This window comes from Bradyrhizobium sp. LA2.1, from assembly GCF_040547725.1.
GTDB classification, from domain to species: domain Bacteria; phylum Pseudomonadota; class Alphaproteobacteria; order Rhizobiales; family Xanthobacteraceae; genus Bradyrhizobium; species Bradyrhizobium barranii.
The window spans coordinates 91,210-112,555 of record NZ_JBEPQI010000015.1; the positions used below are offsets into that span (position 1 = coordinate 91,210).

The window sequence follows — 21,346 nt, forward strand, 5'->3', positions numbered from 1 at the left end:
ATCGATAATCGTCATGCCCGGGCTTGTCCCGGGCATCCACGTACTTTCCTTCTGTGGGCAGCAAGAACGTGGATGGCCGGGACAAGCCCGGCCATGACGACGAAGATCCGTACTTTGATTAGATCGTCTGGCGGTTGCGCCAGAATTTCACGACGCGCTCGGCCGTTGACGGCATCAGGCGCGTGAAGTTCACGCGCGCCTGCTCGAGATCGGCATCGGCCGGCGTGCGATGCGGGCCGTACCACATCAGGATCAGCGCGCGCACCGTGGGCCAGCCGAGATTGAGCACGCGCCCCAGAATCAGAATCGGATCGTAGCGGTCGCCCGCGACCAGACGATCGAGGATCGAGAGGCGGACACCGGACATCGCCGCGAGCGAGGCGATCGATTCCTCATATTTGAGCGCCTTGGCGAAGCCGAGCAGCGCGCTCTCGCCGAGATGACCCTCGCGATGCAAGGTCAGCACCGTGCGCTGTGCATCCGAGAAATCGCGGCGCGGCCCCGGCGGCAGCGCGGCCTCCTCGATCGCCGCCATGGCGCGCTTGATCTCGACCTGACGCACGGGATTGACCACGCTCGAGAGGCGGCGGCGGATGACGTCGAGCGTGCCGTCGAGCAGCTGTTTCAGGTGCTCGCCCGAGAGATCGTTGCGCTGGCCGATCTTGAGCGTCAGCACGCCGTCCTGCGACGCACGTTTGATCAGCTCGGAATAGCTGCCTTGCGAGAACACCGCACCGGCATTGCCCGCGGCGCGACGCACCACGTCGCGATCGCCGCGCTCGACCAGTACGTCGGTGATGACCGCCGACAGTGCGGGGCGCTCGGTCATCGCCAGCAGATGGCCCTGGCCCTTCAGCCGCGCGATCTCGACGAGAGCGGCGTCGTCGAGCACCGGCGAGCGGCGCAGCACGGGGCCCGCCACCATGATCTCGTTTTCGCGCGCGAGCTGGCTCACCAGATGCGGCGGCGCATTGTTCAGGCGCGAGAAGCGCTCGGCGAGGTCGACGCGCGAGGCAAGCTCGGCATGCGGAACGAGATCGATCAGCAGATTGTCGAACAGATCGACGAGATCGGGACGGAGCTTCTCGGCGTCCTGGAAGAACAATTGGGCGATGGCGCGCGCGATCTCACCGCGACGCCGGGGGTCGCCGCGTTTGACGATCTCGTCCAGTCCGGGAATGAGCGACGTGGCAGCGGTCATGAAAACGCAACTCGTACAGGGCACGCCGCGGGTGCGCCCTTGGTCCAAGTCGCCCCACAATCAGGGAATTTAGGCCTGCTAGATGAAGGAAGCGTTGCGCGGGGGGCCACAGGCCGGGCGCAAAAAGCCTCGTCTTTCCCGCGATGGGCCTTGTCCGGGAGGACGGAAAGGGCTATATCAGCGCCAATTCATCTTCTCATACGATCCGCGTAGTGAGAGTGGGCCCGAAAGGACCCGCTCTTTTTTATTACCTGAGCGCGGCTTGGTGGAAGATATGCGGCCCGGCGAGCTGCCGGGATAAAGAGTTCCGAAACAGGCTCTGCAAATCCAACCTGTTCAAGTCCTTAACCAAGCCTTAACCATCGAGCGCCTTGACCCCTGATATGACCGAACCGAACACTGGTTCCACGGATGCCGAGTTGCTGGCCGAGCCGAGGCTCGTGGTCGAGCCGGGCGTGGCGGCACGTGTGTCTGCGGTCGCAGGTCCAGTGCTCGAGGGCATGGGCTACCGCCTGGTGCGGATCCGCATCTCCGGCGAGGCCGGCTGCACCGTGCAGATCATGGCCGAGCGGCCGGACGGCTCGATGCAGCTCGAGGATTGCGAAGCGATCTCGCGGGCGCTGTCGCCCGTGCTCGACGTCGCGGACCCCATCGACCGCGCTTATCGGCTGGAAATCTCCTCGCCGGGGATCGACCGTCCGCTGGTGCGCCGCTCGGATTTCGAGCGCTATTCCGGCTATCTGGTGAAGATCGACATGGCGGTCGCCCATGAGGGGCGGAAGCGGTTCCGTGGCATGCTTGGTGCCGTCGAAGGCGACCGCGTGCACCTGCGTCGCGACGACGCCAAGGCGAGCGATAATCCCGACGTTCTCCTGACGATGGAAGACATCGGTGAGGCACGCTTGGTGCTGACCGACGAGCTGATCGCGGAATCCATGCGCCGCGGCAAGGCCGAGGAGCGCCAGATGCGTCGCGATCTCGGCATCGAGCCGCCGGCTGCACCGCACGCGGAAATCAGTGCGAAGATCACCAAGAACACCAAGCCGCAAAAAAAGAAGCCGGCACCGACCAATACGAAGAAGCACCGCCTGGCCGCCGAACGCGCGCGGCGGGGCGAGATCGAGCCTGACGAAGGAGACTAGCCATGGCAGTCAGCGCCAATCGACTTGAATTGCTCCAGATCGCCGATGCCGTCGCGCGCGAGAAATCGATCGACCGCGGCATCGTCATCGCGGCGATGGAAGACGCCATCGCCAAGGCGGCGCGGGCACGTTACGGCAGCGAGACTGACGTTCATGCCGAGATCGACCCGAAGAAGGGCGAGCTGCGGCTGTCGCGCCACATGCTGGTGGTCGAGAAGGTCGAAAATCATTCCAACCAGATCTCGCTGGTGGATGCGCAGCGCGCCAATCCCGGCGCCCAAGTCGGTGACACCATCGCCGATACGCTGCCGCCGCTGGAATATGGCCGCATCGCCGCGCAATCGGCCAAGCAGGTGATCGTGCAGAAGGTGCGCGAGGCCGAGCGCGACCGCCAATATCAGGAATTCAAGGACCGCATCGGCGACATCGTCAACGGCGTCGTCAAGCGCGTCGAATATGGCAGCGTGATCGTCGACCTCGGCCGCGGTGAAGCCATCATCCGCCGCGACGAAATGCTGCCGCGCGAAGTGTTCCGCAACGGCGACCGCGTCCGCGCCTACATCTTCGACGTCCGCCGCGAGACCCGCGGCCCGCAGATCTTCCTCTCCCGCACCCATCCGCAGTTCATGGCGAAGCTGTTCGCGCAGGAAGTGCCTGAGATCTATGACGGCATCGTCGAGATCAAGGCGGTGGCCCGCGATCCCGGCTCGCGCGCGAAAATCGGCGTGATTTCCCGCGATTCCTCGGTCGATCCGGTCGGCGCCTGCGTCGGTATGCGCGGCTCGCGCGTGCAGGCGGTGGTGAACGAGCTGCAGGGCGAGAAGATCGACATCATTCCGTGGTCGCCCGACATCGCGACCTTCGTGGTCAACGCGCTGGCGCCGGCGGAAGTCTCCAAGGTCGTCATCGACGAAGACCGCGAGCGCATCGAGGTCGTCGTGCCCGACACCAACAACCAGCTCTCGCTGGCGATCGGCCGCCGCGGCCAGAACGTGCGTCTGGCCTCGCAGCTCACCGGCTGGGACATCGACATCCTGACCGAGCAGGAGGAATCGGAGCGCCGCCAGGCCGACTTCGAGAACTCCACCCGCGTCTTCATGGAATCGCTCAACGTCGACGAGGTTGTCGGCCAATTGCTGGCGTCCGAAGGCTTCACCTCGGTCGAGGAACTCGCGATGGTGGACCTCAAGGAACTCGCCGGCATCGAAGGCTTCGACGAGGAGACCGCGCAAGAGCTCCAGAACCGTGCCCGCGAATATCTCGAGCAGCAGGAGGCCGAGATCGAGGCCAAGCGCAAGGAGCTCGGTGTCGAGGACGCCGTCAAGGACGTGCCGGGCGTCACCTCCAAGATGCTGGTGAAATTCGGCGAGAACGACATCAAGACCGTCGAGGACCTCGCCGGCTGCGCCACTGACGATCTGGTCGGCTGGACCGAGCGCAAGGAAGGCGGCGAGCAGACCAAATATCCGGGTGCGCTCGACGGTATCGAGATCTCCCGTGACGATGCTGAAGCCATGATCATGCAGGCCCGCGTCAAGGCCGGCTGGATCACCGAAGCCGATCTCGCCAAGCCCGCCGAAGAGGCCGAGGCGACCGAAGATCAGCCGGCTTAAGGACGAAGGAGAATGTCGCCCGGATGCTCGCAGATACTGACCACGATCTCGACCATGGACCGCGGACCGAAAGGTCCGCGACCATGCGGATGTGCGCGGTCAGTCGCGAGGTCCGGCCGATCGACGAGCTGATCCGCTTCGTCATTTCGCCGCAAGGCGACATAGTTCCCGATCTCAAGCGCAAGCTGCCCGGACGCGGCATGTGGGTCACCGCCTCGCGCGAGGTGGTTGCGGAAGCCGTACGGCGTCACCAATTTAGCAAAGCCTTCAAGCGCGAGCTGCGCACTCCCCAGACGCTTCCCGCCGACATCGAGGCGCTCCTGGTTCGGAGCGTGACGGAAGCCCTTGGGATTGCCGCCAAGGCGGGCCAGATTGTGGCCGGCTTCGGCAAGGTCGAAAGCGCCCTGCGGGAAGGCACGGCCGAGGTCCTGATCCATGCCAGCGACGGGGCCGCGGACGGAATCCGCAAATTGGACATGCTGGCACGTCAAAATGGCGGGAATCGCGGCGCCAAGCCGCAGATTCCCGTCGTCACTGCGTTGAAATCGATAGAATTGGATTTGGCACTTACCCGGTCAAATGTGATACATGCTGCCCTGCTCGCGGGCCCGGCGAGCAAGTCATTCCTGTCACGTAGCCAGATGCTGGTCCGATACCGGATGGCGGACGATGACAAGACTGCCGAAAAGCCCGGCCAGGATTTCTGAGAGACAACGACGACCCGATAGGACGGTGCGGCAACGCACAACGTTAACAAAGATCAGGATTAGGACTGCTGAATGGTTGATACCAAGACCCCTGACGACAAGAAGCTGAGCGTTCCGAGCAAGACGCTATCGCTCAAGCCGCGCGTCGAAACGGGCACTGTGCGTCAGAGCTTCAGCCATGGCCGCAGCAAGCAGGTCGTGGTCGAGAAGCGCGGCAAGCGCCGCGTCGACGGCAGCCCCGAACCGCAAGCTCCCGCGGTTGTTGCAAAGCCGGCACCGGCCGCGCCTGCTCCCGCTCCGGCACGCCCGGCTCCGCCGCGCAACGCCGGCTCCGGCGTGGTGCTGCGCACGCTGACCGAGGACGAACGTTCCGCCCGCGCCAGCGCGCTGGCCGACGCCAAGGTGCGCGAAGTCGAAGAGCGCCGCCAAGCCGAAGACGAAGCCCAGCGCCGCGCTGTCCGCGAAGCCGCCGAACGCGTCGAGCGCGAAGCCGCCGAGGCCCGCCGCAAGGCCGAGGATGAGCGCCACCGCCACGAAGAGGAAGCCAAGCGCAAGGCCGAAACCGAGGCCAAGAAGCGTTTTGGCGAAGGCGAACAGCCGGCGTCAGCCGCGCGCCCTGCAACTGCCGCCCCGGCCGCTCCCACGCCACGTCCTGGCGCGCCCGCAGCACGCCCCGGCACCACCACGACCACGGCACGCCCGGGAACAACCACCGCGCGCCCTGGAACGACCACCGCGAGGCCGGGAGGCGGCCCGTTGGGTCGCGCTCCCGCGGTCGCAGCCGGACCGGACGAGGACGATGGTCCGCGCCAGATCCGTCGCGGTCCCGGCGGCGCCGCGCGTCCCGTGGTAGCCCCCAAGCCCACCCACAAACCCGGCCCGCAGAAGGAGCGCGGTCGCCTGACGGTCGTGACCGCATTCAATGCCGACGACGTGCGCGAGCGCTCGATCGCCTCGTTCCGCCGCCGCACGCAGCGCCTGAAGGGCCATGCCGCGAACGAGCCGAAGGAAAAGCTCATCCGCGAGGTGGTCATTCCGGAAGCGATCACCATCCAGGAGCTCGCCAACCGCATGGCCGAGCGCGCGGTGGAAATCATCCGCATGCTGATGAAGCAGGGCGCGATTCACAAGATCACCGACGTGATCGACGCCGACACTGCGCAACTGATCGCCGAAGAGCTTGGTCACACCGTCAAGCGCGTTGCCGCGTCCGACGTTGAAGAAGGCCTGTTCGACGCCACCGACGATTCCACCGACACCGAGACGCGTTCGCCCGTCGTGACCGTGATGGGTCACGTCGACCACGGCAAGACCTCGCTGCTCGACGCGCTCCGCCATGCCAACGTCGTCTCCGGCGAAGCCGGCGGCATCACCCAGCATATCGGCGCCTATCAGGTGCTGTCGCCCGAAAGCGGCAAGAAGATCACCTTCATCGACACGCCCGGCCACGCCGCGTTCACCGCGATGCGCGCCCGCGGCGCCAAGGTGACCGACATCGTCGTGCTGGTGGTTGCTGCCGATGACGGCGTCATGCCGCAGACGATCGAAGCCATCAACCACGCCAAGGCGGCGCGGGTGCCGATCATCGTTGCCATCAACAAGATCGACAAGCCCGATGCGAAGCCCGAGCGCGTGCGCACCGAGCTGCTCCAGCACGAGGTGCAGGTCGAATCCTTCGGCGGCGAAGTCGTCGACGTCGAAGTGTCAGCCAAGAACAAGACCAATCTCGACAAGCTGCTCGAGATGATCGCACTCCAGGCCGACATCCTCGACCTGAAGACCAATTCGGAGCGTCCGGCCGAAGGCACCGTGATCGAAGCCAAGCTCGATCGCGGCCGTGGCCCGGTCGCGACCGTGCTGGTCCAGCGCGGCACGCTTCGTGTCGGTGACATCATTGTCGCCGGCGCCGAGATGGGCCGCGTCCGCGCGCTGATCTCGGATCAGGGCGAGACGGTGCATGAGGCCGGTCCTTCGGTTCCGGTCGAGGTGCTCGGCTTCAACGGTCCGCCGGAGGCCGGCGATCGTCTCGCGGTGGTCGAGAACGAAGCCCGCGCCCGCCAGGTCACCAGCTATCGCGCGCACCAGAAGCGCGAGAACGCGGCTGCCTCGATCTCCGGCATGCGCGGCTCGCTCGAGCAGATGATGTCGCAATTGAAGACGGCGGGCCGCAAGGAATTCCCGCTGATCATCAAGGCCGACGTGCAGGGCTCGCTCGAAGCGATCCTCGGCTCGCTGGAGAAGCTCGGCACCGACGAAGTCGCAGCCCGCATCCTGCATGCCGGCGTCGGCGGCATCTCGGAATCGGACGTGACGCTCGCGGAAGGCTTCAACGCCGCGATCATCGGCTTCTCGGTTCGTGCCAACAAGGAGGCGGCTGCGGCCGCCAAGCGCAACGGCATCGAGATCCGCTACTACAACATCATCTACGACCTCGTGGACGACGTGAAGAAGGCGATGAGCGGCCTGCTCGCGCCGACCTTGCGCGAAACCATGCTGGGCAATGCCGCGATCCTGGAGATCTTCAACATCTCCAAGGTCGGCAAGGTCGCCGGCTGCCGCGTCACCGACGGCACCGTGGAACGCGGCGCCAATGTGCGCCTGATCCGCGACAACGTCGTCGTGCACGAAGGCAAGCTGTCGACGCTGAAGCGCTTCAAGGACGAAGTGAAGGAAGTGCAGTCCGGTCAGGAATGCGGCATGGCCTTCGAGAACTACCACGACATGCGTGCCGGTGACGTGATCGAGTGTTATCGCGTGGAGACGATCCAGCGCTCCCTGTAAGTCCAAATCTTACCGAAGCGCCCGGATCTTTTTGAGCTGAAATTGCGGGAGTGCGATGGCCGGATTTATTCCGGCCATCCGCGCCGCATTCGTTTCAACAGGACAAATGACAATGCTCGTGTCCCAAACGCGGGCACGACGAGGTGATTTTCAACCATGCCCCGCCACCATCAGAAGAAAAGTTCCGCGCCGGGCGGCTCGCAACGCCAGTTGCGTGTCGGCGAGCAGGTTCGCCACGCGATGGCCGAGATTCTGGCGCAAGGCAATGTGCATGATGCGGACCTCGAAGGTCACATCATCACCGTGCCGGAGGTGCGGATGTCGCCCGACCTGAAGCTCGCAACGGTTTACGTGATGCCGCTCGGTGGCCGCGACACCGAGGTCATCATCGCTGCTTTCGAGCGCAACAAGAAATTCCTGCGCGGCGAAGTCGCGCGGCGCGTTAACCTGAAATTTGCACCTGACCTTCGTTTCCGCGTCGACGAACGATTCGACGAAGCGGAACGGATCGAGAAGCTTTTGCGAACACCTGCGGTGCAGAAGGACCTGGAACAGGATCCGGATTCGGATCGGGAAGAAGAGCGATGACGATGGACCCGGCTCACGGCACGATCGGCGGCGAAGAGACCGATCAGCGCGACGTGCAGAAAAATAATTTTGCGGATCTCGGCGGCGATTCGCAGCCGCATCAGGAGCCGCGCCGCGTCAACAACGATCCCCGCGCCAACAAGCAGAAGGGCAACCAGCCGCGCCGCGACCGCCGCGACGTCCATGGCTGGGTCGTGCTCGACAAGCCGATCGGCATGACCTCGACGCAAGCCGTCGCCGTGCTCAAGCGCCTGTTCAACGCCAAGCGCGCGGGACACGCCGGCACGCTCGACCCGCTCGCCTCCGGCGGCCTGCCGATTGCGCTCGGCGAGGCCACCAAGACGGTTCCCTTCGTGATGGACGGCCGCAAGCGCTACCAGTTCACCGTGTGCTGGGGCGAGGAGCGCGACACCGATGATATCGAGGGCCGGGTCACCGCGACCTCCGACCAGCGCCCGACCCGGGAGGCCATCCAGGCCCTGCTGCCCCGCTTCACCGGGGTGATCGAGCAGATCCCGCCGCGCTATTCCGCGATCAAGGTCCAGGGCGAGCGCGCCTATGACCTGGCCCGCGACGGCGAGGTCGTGGAACTGGCCCCCCGTCCGGTCGAGATTCACCATTTAACCCTTGTGGATCAACCGGATAACGACCGGACGGTGTTCGAGGCCGAGTGCGGCAAGGGCACCTATGTCCGGGCGCTGGCCCGCGATATGGGCCGGATTCTCGGCACTTACGGCCATATCTGCGCGCTGCGGCGGACCCTGGTCGGCCCATTTGACGAGAACGACATGATTCCGCTGGATCAGTTGGAGGCTTTATGCGATAGAGCCGCGTCCGGCGAGGGCAGCCTCGCCGACGCGCTTATGCCCGTTGAGACCGCGCTGGACGACATCCCGGCACTGGCCGTCACTCGGGCTGATGCGGCAAGGCTCCATCGGGGCCAGGCCGTTTTATTGCGCGGACGGGATGCGCCCACTAGTAGCGGCACAGTCTATGTCACGGTGGCAGGCCGTCTATTGGCGCTTGCTGAAGTCGGCAACGGCGAAATCATCCCCAAGCGTGTGTTCAACCTGACCGGTCTGACTGCCAGCACCGGTCGCAACGAGAGAAATTGACGATGTCGATTGCCGCAGAACGCAAAGCGGAAGTCATCAAGACGAATGCCAACAAGGCCGGCGACACCGGCTCGCCGGAGGTTCAGGTCGCGATCCTGTCGGAACGCATCAACAACCTCACCAACCATTTCAAGACCCACGTGAAGGACAACCATTCGCGTCGCGGCCTCTTGAAGCTGGTTTCGACCCGCCGCTCGCTGCTCGACTACCTCAAGAAGAGGGACGAGGCGCGTTACAAGGCGCTGCTCGAGAAGCACAACATTCGTCGTTAAGTGTTCCTGCGCGCGCCACTGGCGCGCGTTTTCGTGCGCGGTTTCGAGCGAAAGCGTTTGTTTAAAGGTTTTTGATCGAGGCTGCGTGCGCGTCGGGTGCGAGCCGTTGACGGCTAGCACCCGGGCACGATGGGCGAGGACCGCAATCCGGTGTTCGCGTTCGTGCCGACTGACAGTCCAGCAGCAATCCGGCGGCTGGGCACAACGGGCAAGGCGCCCGTATGACCCGAAAGGATGGACGCCATCCGAAATCCGAAAACCATGGCAGGATCGCAGGACGCTGATCGCCCGCTTCGATCAACGTCCCGCAATCTTGCGCATGGTTTTTGTTTTTCGGGCCGTCCTTCTTTCGAGAACCCATGAAAGAAGACATCTATGTTCAATAAGCATTCAGTCGAGATCGACTGGGGTGGACGCCCTCTCAAGCTTGAAACCGGCAAGATCGCGCGTCAGGCCGACGGTGCCGTCGTCGCCACCTATGGCGAGACCGTGGTGCTCGCCACCGTCGTCGCGGCGAAGGCGCCGCGCGAAGGCGTCGACTTCCTGCCGCTGACGGTCGACTACCAGGAGAAGACCTACGCAGCCGGCCGCATTCCCGGCGGCTATTTCAAGCGCGAGGGTCGTCCGACCGAGAAGGAGACGCTGGTCTCCCGCCTGATCGACCGTCCGATCCGTCCGCTGTTCGTCGACGGCTGGCGCAACGAGACCCAGGTGATCGTCACCGTGCTGTCGCACGACATGGAGAACGATCCTGACATCGTGGCGCTGGTGGCCTCGTCGGCCGCGCTGACCCTGTCCGGCGCGCCCTTCAAGGGCCCGATCGGCGCAGCGCGCGTCGGCTTCGCCAATGACGAGTTCATTCTCAACCCGACGCTCGACGAGATGGTCGACACCCAGCTCGACCTCGTCGTCGCCGGCACGGCCGACGCCGTGCTGATGGTGGAATCGGAAGCCAAGGAGCTCAACGAAGAGGTGATGCTCGGCGCCGTGATGTTCGGTCACCGCCACTTCCAGCCGGTGATCAACGCGATCATCGAGCTGGCCGAGAAGGCTGCCAAGGAGCCGCGCGAAGTCACCGTCATCGACAATTCGGCGCTCGAGAAGGAAATGCTCGGCCTCGTCGAGCAGGAGCTGCGCGCCGCCTATGCCATTCCGATCAAGCAGGATCGCTACGCCGCGGTCGGCAAGGTCAAGGAAAAGGTGATCGCTCACTACTTCCCCGAAGGCCAGGAGCCGAAATACGACAAGCTGCGCATCGGCGGCGTGTTCAAGGAGCTGGAAGCGAAGATCGTTCGCTGGAACATCCTCGACACCGGCAAGCGCATCGACGGCCGCGATTCCAAGACCGTGCGCAACATCATCGCCGAAGTCGGCGTGCTGCCCCGTGCCCACGGCTCGGCGCTGTTCACCCGCGGCGAGACCCAGGCGCTGGTCGTGACCACGCTCGGCACCGGCGAGGACGAGCAGTACATCGACGCGCTGTCCGGAACGTACAAAGAGACGTTCCTGCTGCACTACAACTTCCCTCCCTACTCGGTCGGTGAGACCGGCCGCCTCGGCGGCACCAAGCGTCGCGAGATCGGCCACGGCAAGCTCGCCTGGCGCGCGATCCACCCGGTGCTGCCGCCGCATCACGAGTTCCCCTACACCACGCGCGTGGTGTCGGAGATCACCGAGTCGAACGGCTCGTCCTCGATGGCTTCGGTCTGCGGCGCTTCGCTGGCGCTGATGGATGCCGGCGTGCCGTTGAAGCGGCCGACCGCGGGCATCGCGATGGGCCTGATCCTCGAAGACAAGCGCTTCGCGGTTCTCTCGGACATCCTCGGTGACGAGGACCATCTCGGCGACATGGACTTCAAGGTCGCCGGTACCGAGCAAGGCATCACCTCGCTCCAGATGGACATCAAGATCGAGGGCATCACCGAAGAGATCATGAAGGTGGCGCTCGGTCAGGCCAAGGATGGCCGTATCCACATCCTCGGTGAAATGGCCAAGGCGCTCACCAACGCCCGCGCCGAGCTCGGCGAGTACGCGCCGCGCATCGAGACCTTCAAGATCGCCACCGACAAGATCCGCGAAGTGATCGGCACCGGCGGCAAGGTGATCCGCGAGATCGTCGAGAAGACCGGCGCCAAGGTCAACATCGAGGACGACGGCACCGTGAAGGTCGCCTCCTCCGATGGCGAGGCGATGAAGGCCGCGATCAAGTGGATCAAGTCGATCGCGTCCGATCCGGAAGTCGGCCAGATCTATGACGGCACCGTCGTCAAGGTGATGGAGTTCGGCGCCTTCGTGAACTTCTTCGGCTCCAAGGACGGTCTCGTCCACATCAGCCAGCTCGCTTCGGCGCGCGTGCAGAAGACCTCCGACGTCGTCAAGGAAGGCGACAAGGTCAAGGTCAAGCTGCTCGGCTTCGACGACCGCGGCAAGACCCGGCTGTCGATGAAGGTGGTCGACCAGACCACCGGCGAAGACCTCGAGGGCAAGGGCGGCGACGGCGAGAAGGCCCAGCGCGAAGCAGCCGGCGAGTAATCGCTCCGCATATCAGAAACACGAAGGGCGGCCTCTCGGCCGCCCTTTTTGTTTGTCGCTTACGTGAAGCTCAGGATCAGGCCGCGAGGTCGTACCGGTCGAGGTTCATCACCTTGGTCCAGGCCTTCACAAAGTCCTGCACGAACTGCTGCTTAGCGTCCGACGAGGCATAGACCTCGGCGAAGGCGCGGAGCTGCGAGTGCGCACCGAAGATCAGGTCGGCGCGCGTGCCGGTCCACTTCACCGCGTTGGTCTTGCGGTCGCGGGCCTCGTAGGTACCGTCAGCCGCCGGCGTCCACTGCGCGCTCATGTCGAGCAGGTTGGCGAAGAAGTCGTTGCTCAGCGTGCCCACCTTCGCGGTGAGGACGCCGTGCTTCGAACCGTTCGCATTGGCGCCGAGCACACGCAGGCCACCGACCAGCACGGTCAGCTCGGGTCCGCTCAGCTTCAGCAGCTGCGCGCGATCGACGAGGGCTTCCTCCTGATGCAGGAACTGATGCTTCTTGCCGACGTAGTTGCGGAAACCATCGGCCCGCGGCTCCAGCGGGGCGAAGGAGTCCGCGTCGGTCTGCTCCTGCGAGGCATCCATGCGGCCCGGCGTGAAGCCAACCTTCACGTCAACGCCGGCATCCTTCGCGGCCTTCTCGACCGCGGCAGAACCGCCGAGGACGATGAGGTCCGCGAGCGAAACCTTCTTCGCGCCGGATGACGCGTTGAAGTCCTTCTGGATCGCTTCGAGCTTGCCGAGAACCTTCGAGAGCTGAGCCGGCTGGTTCACCTCCCAATCCTTCTGCGGGGCCAGACGGATACGCGCGCCGTTGGCGCCGCCGCGCTTGTCCGAGCCGCGGAACGTCGAGGCCGACGCCCAGGCGGTCGAGACCAGCTCGGAGACCGAGAGACCCGAAGCCAGGATCTTGGTCTTCAGCGCCGCGATGTCCTGGTCGCCGACCAGCTCGTGGTCGACCTTCGGAATCGGATCCTGCCAGATCAGCGTCTCCTTCGGCACCAGAGGGCCGAGATAGCGCTGGATCGGACCCATGTCGCGGTGGGTGAGCTTGAACCAGGCGCGGGCAAAGGCGTCCGCGAACTGATCCGGATTCTCCAGGAAGCGACGCGAGATCTTCTCGTAGGCTGGATCGAGGCGCAGCGAGAGGTCGGTCGTCAGCATCGTCGGCCGGTGCTTCTTCGACTTGTCGAAGGCATCAGGAATGATCGCGTCGGCACTCTTTGCCGTCCACTGATTCGCACCGCCCGGGCTCTTCGTCAGCTCCCATTCGTACTTGAACAGGTTCTCGAAGAAGTTGTTGCTCCACTTCGTCGGCGTCGTCGTCCATGTCACCTCGATACCGCTGGTGATGGAATCGCCCGCCAGGCCGGAAGCGTACTTGCTCTTCCAGCCGAGGCCCTGATCCTCGAGTGCACCCGCTTCCGGCTCCGGACCGACCAGCGACGGATCGCCCGCGCCGTGGGTCTTGCCGAAGGTGTGGCCGCCGGCGATCAGCGCGACGGTTTCCTCGTCGTTCATCGCCATGCGGGCGAACGTCTCGCGGATGTCCTTGGCCGCGGCGACCGGGTCAGGCTTGCCGTTCGGGCCTTCCGGATTGACGTAGATCAGGCCCATCTGCACCGCGCCGAGCGGCTCGGCGAGCTGGCGTTCGCCGCTGTAGCGCTCGTCGCCCAGCCACGTGCCTTCAGGACCCCAATAGAGCTCTTCCGGCTCCCACACGTCGGCGCGGCCGCCGGCGAAACCGAAGGTCTTGAAGCCCATCGATTCCAGCGCGACGTTGCCGGCGAGCACCATCAGATCGGCCCAGGAGATCTTGCGGCCGTATTTCTGCTTGATCGGCCAGAGCAGACGGCGCGCCTTGTCGAGATTGGCGTTGTCGGGCCAGCTGTTGAGCGGTGCGAAACGCTGCTGACCGGCACCGGCGCCACCGCGGCCGTCCGTGGTGCGATAGGTGCCGGCGCTGTGCCAGGCCATACGGATCATGAGGCCGCCATAGTGGCCGAAATCGGCGGGCCACCATTCCTGCGAGTCCGTCATCAGAGCCGTCAGGTCCTTGATGACGGCATTCAGGTCGAGCGACTTGAACTCCTTGGCATAGTCGAATTCCTTGCCCATCGGGTCGGACAGGGTGGAATTCTTGTGCAGCATCTCGATGCTGAGCTGGGTCGGCCACCAGTCGCGGTTCACGCGCGTGGGTTTTCCGCCCGAAAACGGGCACTTCGAAGTGTCATCCATGAATACCTCCTCTGGTGGCGTCGAACTCGCGCCTTTGACCAGGTAGAATTACTCTAGGCTTCGCATTCGATCAGGGGAAGTTGACTTTAATGATCGCTGCGATAGGATTTTCTGATGGCCAACGTGACGATGCGCCAGCTCAGATATTTCGACGCGCTGGCGCGTCACGGCCATTTCGGCCGCGCGGCGGAGGCAAGCTCGATCTCCCAGCCGGCCCTGTCGATGCAGATCAAGGAACTGGAGGAGGCGCTCGGCGGCCTGCTGCTGGAGCGCAGCGCCCGGCAGGTGGCGCTGACCCGGTTCGGCGAGGAGCTCGCACCGCGCGTCCGCGACATCCTGCGCTCGGTCGATGAGCTCGGCGATTTCGCGCGCGCCTCGCAGGACCGGTTTGCGGGCCGGCTGCGGATCGGCATGATCCCGACGATCGCGCCCTATCTGCTGCCGAAGATCACCAAGAATCTGACGCGCATGCATCCGGAGCTCGACATCCGCGTGCGCGAGACGATGACGCCGCGGCTGATCCAGGAACTGGTGGAGGGCCGGCTCGACACGGCCATCGTTGCACTGCCGGTGTCCGAGCCTTCGCTCACCGAAGTCGCGCTGTTCGACGAAAAATTCCTGCTGGTGCGGCCGGGCTCCGACGAAGGCACGCCGGTGCCATCGCGCGAGATGATGCGCGAGATGCGGCTGCTGCTGCTCGAAGAGGGGCACTGCTTCCGCGATCAGGCGCTGTCGTTCTGCAACATGCAATCGGCGCCGCCGCGCGAGATGCTGGATGCGAATTCGCTGTCGACGCTGGTCCAGATGGTCAGCGCCGGAATCGGCGTCACCTTGATCCCGGAAATGGCGGTGTCGGTGGAGACGCGATCGGCCTCGGTCTCGCTGTCGCGCTTCCGTGATCCCGAGCCCTCGCGCACCATCGGCATGGTCTGGCGCAAGACCAGCCCGCTGGCGCGCCAGCTGCTGCAGATCTCCGAAGTGGTGTGCCTGTCGGCCGGCAAGGCGCGCCCGCGGCAAGCCACGCGCGGCCAGCGTGGGTAGGCGGGAATTTTCCTGAATAGCCGGGATCATTCAAGCGAGCCTCCGCGCGAGGCGGGCAGATCGAACCGAGAGCACCAATGTCTGATCCCGTCATCCGTCCCGCGCGCACCGACGAATATGACGAGATCGGCCGCGTCTGGATGGAAAGCTGGGTCTCGACCGGCCTCGCCGAGGCGAGTGAGTTCCTGCTGGCAAATCTGCGTGCGCGCATCCGGCGTGAGATCGAGAACGGCTGGAGCCTGTTCGTCGCCGACGACAACGGCACGATCGCCGCCATGCTGGCGCTGTATCTGCCAAAACTCTATCTCGACATGCTTTTCGTCGGGCCCGCCTACCAGGGGCAATCGCTCGGACGGCAATTGCTCGCCTTCACCCGCACGCAAATGCCCGACGAGATGTACCTGCGCTGCGTGCGCGAGAACGAAAAAGCCTGGCGCTGGTACGAGCGCGAAGGCTTTGTGTTCGAGAAGGAAGAGATCGAGCCGTCGAATGGGTTCGTGATGAAGTATTATCGGTGGAAGCGGCAGCGGCCCACCGAATAGACGGCGACCTCCGGGTGCAGCTTGCGGTTGTCGCGATCCCACCCTAGTGTGGCGCGTCCGATGACCTCCCGGCTCTGATCCTTGGAATCCATGTTTCGACTTGCTGCCCCGGTGCTCATCCTGCTGTCCTTCCTGACTTCGGCAGCAGCGCAAACCCCTCCCGCAACCACCGCTCCCGCCGCTCAGACCGCACCATCGGCAAAGCCGACAGCCAAGAAAGCGACGACGAAGCCGAAGGCGGCGCCGAAGCCTGCGGAGGCGGCGACTGCCGGTCCTTGCGGCGTCGGCGTGATTGCGGGGACCGGGGACATCTTTGTCGTTCAGAGGATCGGTCTGACCGTGTTCGGCAACGACTATGCCGAAGTCCCGGTATCCTGGGGCCTTGACGACCTCGTCTTTGCGCGGGCGCGGGCCGCAGCAGGCAACACGCCGGTGCGACGGATCACTTACGCCAAGGGCGCGCTCGATTCCTACTACCACCCCAAATCCGGCCTGTTCCGCAATCAGCGCGAAGAGCTGTCGAACCTGATCCGGCAGGTCGCGGGCAATGCCGGTTGCGAGCGCTATCTCGTCGTCATGCGCAGCGAAGGACAGCTTGACGGGACCAATCAGTCGCTCAGCGGCGTCGGCATCTTCAGCCGGGGTGTCGGTCTCATCTCCTATGCATATGTCTTCTCCTATATCGGCGTGACGCGGGTCGACGGCCGCACCTTCGAAATCATGAAGGGCCCCGCCGTAACGTTCGAAGGTGTCATGAAGCATATGGCCGACAACTTCGTTTCGAACGAGCTTTTGCAGAAGGTGGACAAGTCCATGTTTCCGGAGACGGCCGCGGACGCCGCCAACAACACCGCCCTGCGCGACACCACCCGCGACTTTCTGACCAAACGGCTGGACAAGATCTTGCCGCCGTATTTCGCGCAGTGACGATGCTGAAAGGAAGCCAAGCTCGCAAGAAAGCGATGATCAAGGCGATGCAGGCCTTCGCAATGATCGTCGCGGCTCATCTGCTCTCGGCGGCGGGAGCCGGGGCCCAGGCTGCGTCAAAGACGAGCACGGCCAAGTCATCGAACGCGTCCCCAACGACACCAGCAGAGAGCGGCCCATGTCAGATCGGCGTCATCCCGATCGCCGGCGATCTCTTCATGATCAAGAACTTCGGTCCCCTGGAGTTCCTCGACAAATACTCGCGGGCCTCCGTGACCGCGTGGGCACTCGACGACCTCGTTGTGTCCCGCGTTCGCGCGGCTGCGCCCGGCAACTCCGTGCGTAGAGTCACCTACACCAGGGAGGAGCTGAAATCTGGAGGCCGGCGGGAGCAAAATCCGTTCTTCTACCGTGCCGAAAGAGACATCGCGGACTTCGTTCGGTTTCTCGCACCACGACTCCGTTGCGAACGTTATGTCGTCGTGCACCGGCACGGCGGAACGCATCGCGAATACGGCATTGGAATCTCGCGGTACCCCTACGACGGATCCGTGCATCTCTACGCGATAATGTACATCCGTGTTTACGACGGCGAGACTTTTACGTTGATCAAGGAAGCGCAGGCCTTGATGACTGACGACACCTACGTCGATCGCTTGCTGCGCAATCCGCTTGGTGGACCGTCGCGCGAGCTGGATCGGACAATGTTTCCGGAGAAGCCTGCTGATGTTGTCAATAATCCGGTATTGCGCGACGGCGTGCGTGCCATGCTGACGGCAAGTCTCGACAAGACATTGCCGCCCTTGCTCCGGCACTAGGACAGCCTGCGCGCTGCTTGAGAACGCCACCGTAAACCGGTCGCGTTGACCAACATGTCGTTCGCGCAGCTGACCTCTTGCCTAGGCGTAGTGCGTTGCGAATACGCGGCAAACGCGGCATGAATTGCGCGCAATTTGCCTCACGCCCACGGAGGGTTCCGTCCATGATCAAGCTCTATTGGTCACCCCGCTCGCGCTCGTTCACGACGCTCTGGCTGATGGAAGAGAGCGGCCTGCCCTATGAGCGCGTGCTGACCGACATCTCGACCGGTGCGCAGAAAGCGCCGGATTATTTGAAGGTTAATCCGATGGGCAAGGTGCCGGCGCTCAGCGACGGCGATGCCGCGCTCGGCGAAGCCGCCGCGATCTGCGCCTACATCGCCGACCGCTATCCCGAGACGAAGCTGGCGCCTGCCGTGACCGATCCGCGCCGTGCGCGCTATCTGCAATGGCTGTTCTTCTCGCCGGGCTGCATCGAGCCCGCCATCATCCAGATCTTCACCAAGATCGAGATCCCGACCTCGACCGCGGCCTGGGGCAGCGCGACGCAGGTGTTCGACGTGCTGGAAGCTGCGCTGGCGAAGGGACCGTGGATCCTCGGCGAGGAATTTTCGGCCGCAGACATCACGGTCGGCTCCGGCCTGAACTTCGCGGTCCGCCTGTTCAAGATGGTGCCGTCGCGCCCGGCGTTCGATGCCTATCTCGCGCGCTGCATGGCGCGACCGGCGTTCCAGAGCGCGGAAAAGATCGCGGCGGGCTGAAGCAAGCTAAGAACTCGTAGGGTGGGCAAAGCGGAGCGTGCCCACCACGTCTTTCTGCGATCAAGGAGAGATGGTGGGCACGGCGCTCTGCGCCTTTGCCCACCCTACGAAATCACTCTGACGATTTCAAATCGTCGGGCCTCGGCATCAGGATGATGTTGTAGCCGGAATCGACATAGTGGATCTCGCCGGTCACACCGCCGGAGAGATCCGACAACAGATACAGCGCCGAGCCGCCGAGCTCGTCGAGCGTGACGCCGCGGCGGAGCGGCGAATGTTTCTGCATGAAGCCGAACATCGCACGCGCCTCGCCGATGCCCGAGCCGGCGAGCGTACGGATGGGGCCTGCGGAGATCGCGTTGACGCGGATGCCGCGCGGTCCGAAATCGGAGGCGAGGTAGCGCACGGAAGCTTCCAGCGCCGCCTTGGCGACGCCCATCACGTTGTAGTTCGGCATCGCGCGCTCCGAGGCGCCGAAGGTCAGCGTGATCATGCTGCCGCCTTCCGTCATCAGCTCGGCGGCACGTTTTGCGACCTCCGTGAACGAGAAGCAGGAGATCACCATGGTGCGCGAAAAGTTCTCGCGGCTGGTGTCGGCGTAGCGGCCCTTCAGCTCGTTCTTGTCGGCAAAGCCGATGGCGTGGATGACGAAATCGAGCTTGCCCCATTTCTCGCGCAGCACGGCGAAGGTCGCATCAACGCTGGCGATGTCCTCGACGTCGCAAGGCAGCACCAATTCCACGCCGAGCTGCTCCGCCAACGGCTTGACGCGCTTGCCCAGCGCCTCGCCCTGGAAGGTGAAAGCAAGCTCGGCACCGTGGGCATGCAGCGCCTTCGCCATGCCCCAGGCGATCGAATGATCATTGGCGATGCCCATGATCAGACCGCGCTTGCCTTTCATTAGACCTTCCATCTCGCAATTACTCTCCGCTCTCCGTCATGCCCGGGCTTGTTCCGGGCATCCACGTTCTTCCGCAACCGGTAGCAAAGACGTGGATGGCCGGGACGAGCCCGGCCATGACGAAAAAACTACCAGTGCGTCCGCAATGACGTCACACATCCAGCCGGCTGAACACCAGCGTGGCGTTGGTGCCGCCGAAGCCGAAGGAGTTCGACAGCACGGTGCCGATCTTGACGTTGTCGATGCGCTTGCGCACGATCGGCATGTCGGCGAACACGGGATCGAGCTCCTGGATGTGCGCGCTCTCGCAGATGAAGCCGTTGTTCATCATCAGCAGCGAGTAGATCGCCTCCTGCACGCCGGTTGCGCCCAGCGAGTGACCGGTCAGCGCCTTGGTCGCCGAGATCGGCGGGCACTTCTCGCCGACACCGAACACGCGACGGAGCGCGTCGATTTCCGGCGGATCGCCGGCTGGCGTCGAGGTCGCGTGCGGATTGATGTAATCGACCTTGGTCTTCACCGTCGACATCGCCATGCGCATGCAGCGCTCGGCGCCTTCACCGGAGGGCGCGACCATGTCGTAGCCGTCCGACGTCGCGCCGTAGCCGACGATCTCGCCGTAAATGCGCGCGCCGCGCGCCTTGGCATGCTCGAGCTCTTCCAGCACCAGCACGCCGGCGCCGCCGGCAATGACGAAGCCGTCGCGGTTGACGTCATAGGGACGCGAGGCGGTGGCGGGCGTGTCGTTGTACTTCGACGACATCGCGCCCATGGCGTCGAACAGCACCGAGAGGGACCAGTCCAGCTCCTCGCAGCCGCCGGCGAAAATGATGTCCTGCTTGCCGATCTGGATCGTCTCATAGGCGTTGCCGACGCAATGGTTCGACGTCGCGCAGGCCGAGGAGATCGAATAGTTCACGCCCTTGATCTTGAACCAGGTCGCGAGCGTCGCGGAGGCCGTGGACGACATCGCCTTCGGCACGGCAAACGGTCCGACGCGCTTCGGCCCCTTGGTGCGGGTGATGTCGGCGGATTCGACGATGGTGCGGGCCGACGGGCCGCCGGAACCCATGATGATGCCGGTGCGGATGTTGGAGATATCTTCGGGCGACAGACCGGAATCCTGGATCGCCTGCTCCATCGCGATATGATTCCACCCCGCGCCCTGGCCGAGGAAGCGCATCGCACGCCGGTCGACTACCGTCGCGGGATCGATCGTCGGCGCACCTTGCACCTGCGAACGAAAGCCGAGTTCGGCATATTTTTCAGCCCGCGAAATACCTGACTTCGCCTCGTGAAGGCTCGCAAGCACTTCCTGGGTGTTGTTTCCGATGGACGAGACGATACCCATCCCGGTGACCACAACCCGCCTCATGACAGCCTCGCCTAAATCGTTGTCTTTCTTGATGTGATGCGCTCAGCCCAGGCTCACGCCCTGCTTGAACAGGCCGACCTTCAGATCCTTCGCGCGATAGATAATCTGGTCATCGACCGAAAGCCATCCGTCGGCGATGCCGAGCACCAGCTTTGAACGCATCACGCGCTTGATATCGATGTTGTACACAACCTTACGGGCCTCGGGCAGCACCTGGCCGCTGAACTTCAGCTCGTTCAGGCCAAGCGCGCGGCCGCGCCCTTCACCGCCGCTCCAGCCCAAATAAAAGCCGACCATCTGCCACAGCGCATCGAGGCCGAGGCAGCCGGGCATCACGGCATCGTTCTTGAAGTGGCAGCCGAAGAACCAGAGGTCGGGCTTGACGTCGAGCTCGGCCCGCACCACCCCCTTGCCGAATTCACCGCCAGTCTCGCTGATATCCGTGATGCGATCGAACATGAGCATCGGCGGCAGCGGCAGCTGGGCATTGCCCGGGCCGAACATCTCGCCGCGGCCACATGCCAGCAGATCTTCATATTCGTAGCCGTTGCGCCTGTTCAGCATGCGGAAGCCTCTGTTCAAATCCCGATTGAGCGGCGTTTCTGGCGAAAATGGGCCCCGTTTCGTTCGGAAAGCCGCGCCAATTCCCGTCATGAGGCGCGACTGCCACGAGCCAGGATGGACTGCGGGCCGGGCCTCAATGCCCGGCTGCGCCATAATCGGCCAAGCGGAACCGCGGGCTCTCTAACACAGGCATTTCGGGTGGCAAAGCGATCTCATGAAGGTAA

18 protein-coding genes are annotated in these 21,346 nt (G+C 64.1%); 13 read left to right on the forward strand and 5 right to left on the reverse strand.

The features are described from left to right. Positions 1–118: 118 nt before the first annotated feature. Positions 119–1,201: a DUF2336 domain-containing protein gene (locus ABIB95_RS27360; protein ID WP_071908931.1), complete on the reverse strand. Its 1,083-nt coding sequence runs from the start codon at positions 1,199–1,201 to the stop codon at positions 119–121. A 383-nt stretch (positions 1,202–1,584) separates the two neighbouring features. Here ABIB95_RS27360 and rimP point away from each other — a divergent pair, with 383 nt between their 5' ends. The 8 genes from rimP (at position 1,585) to pnp (ending at position 11,951) form a co-directional block, all read left to right on the forward strand. Further along, the gene (gene rimP / locus ABIB95_RS27365; RefSeq protein WP_166064175.1) at positions 1,585–2,343 is read left to right on the forward strand and encodes a ribosome maturation factor RimP; all 759 of its coding nucleotides are present in this window, start codon (positions 1,585–1,587) and stop codon (positions 2,341–2,343) included. A 2-nt stretch (positions 2,344–2,345) separates the two neighbouring features. Beyond that, a complete protein-coding gene (gene nusA, locus ABIB95_RS27370) occupies positions 2,346–3,956 on the forward strand; it encodes a transcription termination factor NusA (protein WP_085405048.1) in 1,611 nt (536 codons plus the stop codon). 23 nt (positions 3,957–3,979) lie between these two features. Beyond that, entirely contained in the window at positions 3,980–4,663 is a 684-nt protein-coding gene (locus ABIB95_RS27375; RefSeq protein WP_071908928.1) for an RNA-binding protein, read from the forward strand. A gap of 72 nt (positions 4,664–4,735) precedes the next feature. Then, the gene (gene infB / locus ABIB95_RS27380) at positions 4,736–7,444 is read left to right on the forward strand and encodes a translation initiation factor IF-2 (protein ID WP_063980139.1); all 2,709 of its coding nucleotides are present in this window, start codon (positions 4,736–4,738) and stop codon (positions 7,442–7,444) included. Positions 7,445–7,600: 156 nt separating this feature from the next. After that, positions 7,601–8,032, forward strand: coding sequence for a 30S ribosome-binding factor RbfA (gene rbfA, locus ABIB95_RS27385; RefSeq protein WP_354243823.1), 432 nt, complete (start codon positions 7,601–7,603; stop codon positions 8,030–8,032). Next, on the forward strand, positions 8,029–9,147 hold the full coding sequence (gene truB, locus ABIB95_RS27390) for a tRNA pseudouridine(55) synthase TruB (RefSeq protein WP_354243825.1): 1,119 nt from the start codon (positions 8,029–8,031) through the stop codon (positions 9,145–9,147). Before rbfA ends, truB begins: the two co-directional genes overlap by 4 nt. A gap of 2 nt (positions 9,148–9,149) precedes the next feature. After that, a complete protein-coding gene (rpsO, locus tag ABIB95_RS27395; protein WP_008131787.1) occupies positions 9,150–9,419 on the forward strand; it encodes a 30S ribosomal protein S15 in 270 nt (89 codons plus the stop codon). A gap of 375 nt (positions 9,420–9,794) precedes the next feature. Beyond that, on the forward strand, positions 9,795–11,951 hold the full coding sequence (gene pnp / locus ABIB95_RS27400; RefSeq protein ID WP_354243828.1) for a polyribonucleotide nucleotidyltransferase: 2,157 nt from the start codon (positions 9,795–9,797) through the stop codon (positions 11,949–11,951). 76 nt (positions 11,952–12,027) lie between these two features. Here pnp and katG read toward each other — a convergent pair whose 3' ends face one another. Beyond that, complete coding sequence (gene katG / locus ABIB95_RS27405; protein ID WP_354243831.1) at positions 12,028–14,193, reverse strand: catalase/peroxidase HPI; 2,166 nt, start codon at positions 14,191–14,193, stop codon at positions 12,028–12,030. 114 nt (positions 14,194–14,307) lie between these two features. Between katG and ABIB95_RS27410 the strand changes: the two genes are divergently transcribed. From ABIB95_RS27410 to ABIB95_RS27430, 5 genes are all read left to right on the forward strand, one after another. Next, positions 14,308–15,234, forward strand: a complete 927-nt coding sequence (locus ABIB95_RS27410) for a hydrogen peroxide-inducible genes activator (RefSeq protein WP_028150571.1) — start codon at positions 14,308–14,310, stop codon at positions 15,232–15,234. A gap of 77 nt (positions 15,235–15,311) precedes the next feature. Continuing rightward, positions 15,312–15,776, forward strand: a complete 465-nt coding sequence (locus ABIB95_RS27415) for a GNAT family N-acetyltransferase (RefSeq protein ID WP_354243834.1) — start codon at positions 15,312–15,314, stop codon at positions 15,774–15,776. A 90-nt stretch (positions 15,777–15,866) separates the two neighbouring features. Further along, positions 15,867–16,703: a hypothetical protein gene (locus ABIB95_RS27420; RefSeq protein WP_354243837.1), complete on the forward strand. Its 837-nt coding sequence runs from the start codon at positions 15,867–15,869 to the stop codon at positions 16,701–16,703. A 62-nt stretch (positions 16,704–16,765) separates the two neighbouring features. Continuing rightward, positions 16,766–17,521, forward strand: coding sequence for a hypothetical protein (locus ABIB95_RS27425; protein WP_354243839.1), 756 nt, complete (start codon positions 16,766–16,768; stop codon positions 17,519–17,521). 164 nt (positions 17,522–17,685) lie between these two features. After that, a complete protein-coding gene (locus tag ABIB95_RS27430; protein WP_354243842.1) occupies positions 17,686–18,282 on the forward strand; it encodes a glutathione S-transferase family protein in 597 nt (198 codons plus the stop codon). A 112-nt stretch (positions 18,283–18,394) separates the two neighbouring features. On the opposite strand, the gene fabI is transcribed toward ABIB95_RS27430, so the two are convergent. The 3 genes from fabI to fabA all read right to left on the reverse strand — a co-directional run bounded on the left by fabI (position 18,395) and on the right by fabA (position 21,122). Further along, positions 18,395–19,195, reverse strand: coding sequence for an enoyl-ACP reductase FabI (gene fabI, locus ABIB95_RS27435; protein ID WP_135214062.1), 801 nt, complete (start codon positions 19,193–19,195; stop codon positions 18,395–18,397). Positions 19,196–19,334: 139 nt separating this feature from the next. Next, on the reverse strand, positions 19,335–20,558 hold the full coding sequence (gene fabB / locus ABIB95_RS27440) for a beta-ketoacyl-ACP synthase I (RefSeq protein ID WP_354243844.1): 1,224 nt from the start codon (positions 20,556–20,558) through the stop codon (positions 19,335–19,337). 42 nt (positions 20,559–20,600) lie between these two features. Next, complete coding sequence (gene fabA, locus ABIB95_RS27445) at positions 20,601–21,122, reverse strand: bifunctional 3-hydroxydecanoyl-ACP dehydratase/trans-2-decenoyl-ACP isomerase (RefSeq protein WP_208083730.1); 522 nt, start codon at positions 21,120–21,122, stop codon at positions 20,601–20,603. Between the last annotated feature and the right edge of the window lie 224 nt (positions 21,123–21,346).

Coding starts and splice junctions, on each gene's coding strand:
- ABIB95_RS27360 (WP_071908931.1), bottom strand. CDS start 1,201: ATGACCGCTGCCACGTCGCTCATTCCCGGACTGGACGAGATCGTCAAA.
- rimP (WP_166064175.1), top strand. CDS start 1,585: ATGACCGAACCGAACACTGGTTCCACGGATGCCGAGTTGCTGGCCGAG.
- nusA (WP_085405048.1), top strand. CDS start 2,346: ATGGCAGTCAGCGCCAATCGACTTGAATTGCTCCAGATCGCCGATGCC.
- ABIB95_RS27375 (WP_071908928.1), top strand. CDS start 3,980: ATGCTCGCAGATACTGACCACGATCTCGACCATGGACCGCGGACCGAA.
- infB (WP_063980139.1), top strand. CDS start 4,736: ATGGTTGATACCAAGACCCCTGACGACAAGAAGCTGAGCGTTCCGAGC.
- rbfA (WP_354243823.1), top strand. CDS start 7,601: ATGCCCCGCCACCATCAGAAGAAAAGTTCCGCGCCGGGCGGCTCGCAA.
- truB (WP_354243825.1), top strand. CDS start 8,029: ATGACGATGGACCCGGCTCACGGCACGATCGGCGGCGAAGAGACCGAT.
- rpsO (WP_008131787.1), top strand. CDS start 9,150: ATGTCGATTGCCGCAGAACGCAAAGCGGAAGTCATCAAGACGAATGCC.
- pnp (WP_354243828.1), top strand. CDS start 9,795: ATGTTCAATAAGCATTCAGTCGAGATCGACTGGGGTGGACGCCCTCTC.
- katG (WP_354243831.1), bottom strand. CDS start 14,193: ATGGATGACACTTCGAAGTGCCCGTTTTCGGGCGGAAAACCCACGCGC.
- ABIB95_RS27410 (WP_028150571.1), top strand. CDS start 14,308: ATGGCCAACGTGACGATGCGCCAGCTCAGATATTTCGACGCGCTGGCG.
- ABIB95_RS27415 (WP_354243834.1), top strand. CDS start 15,312: ATGTCTGATCCCGTCATCCGTCCCGCGCGCACCGACGAATATGACGAG.
- ABIB95_RS27420 (WP_354243837.1), top strand. CDS start 15,867: ATGTTTCGACTTGCTGCCCCGGTGCTCATCCTGCTGTCCTTCCTGACT.
- ABIB95_RS27425 (WP_354243839.1), top strand. CDS start 16,766: ATGATCGTCGCGGCTCATCTGCTCTCGGCGGCGGGAGCCGGGGCCCAG.
- ABIB95_RS27430 (WP_354243842.1), top strand. CDS start 17,686: ATGATCAAGCTCTATTGGTCACCCCGCTCGCGCTCGTTCACGACGCTC.
- fabI (WP_135214062.1), bottom strand. CDS start 19,195: ATGGAAGGTCTAATGAAAGGCAAGCGCGGTCTGATCATGGGCATCGCC.
- fabB (WP_354243844.1), bottom strand. CDS start 20,558: ATGAGGCGGGTTGTGGTCACCGGGATGGGTATCGTCTCGTCCATCGGA.
- fabA (WP_208083730.1), bottom strand. CDS start 21,122: ATGCTGAACAGGCGCAACGGCTACGAATATGAAGATCTGCTGGCATGT.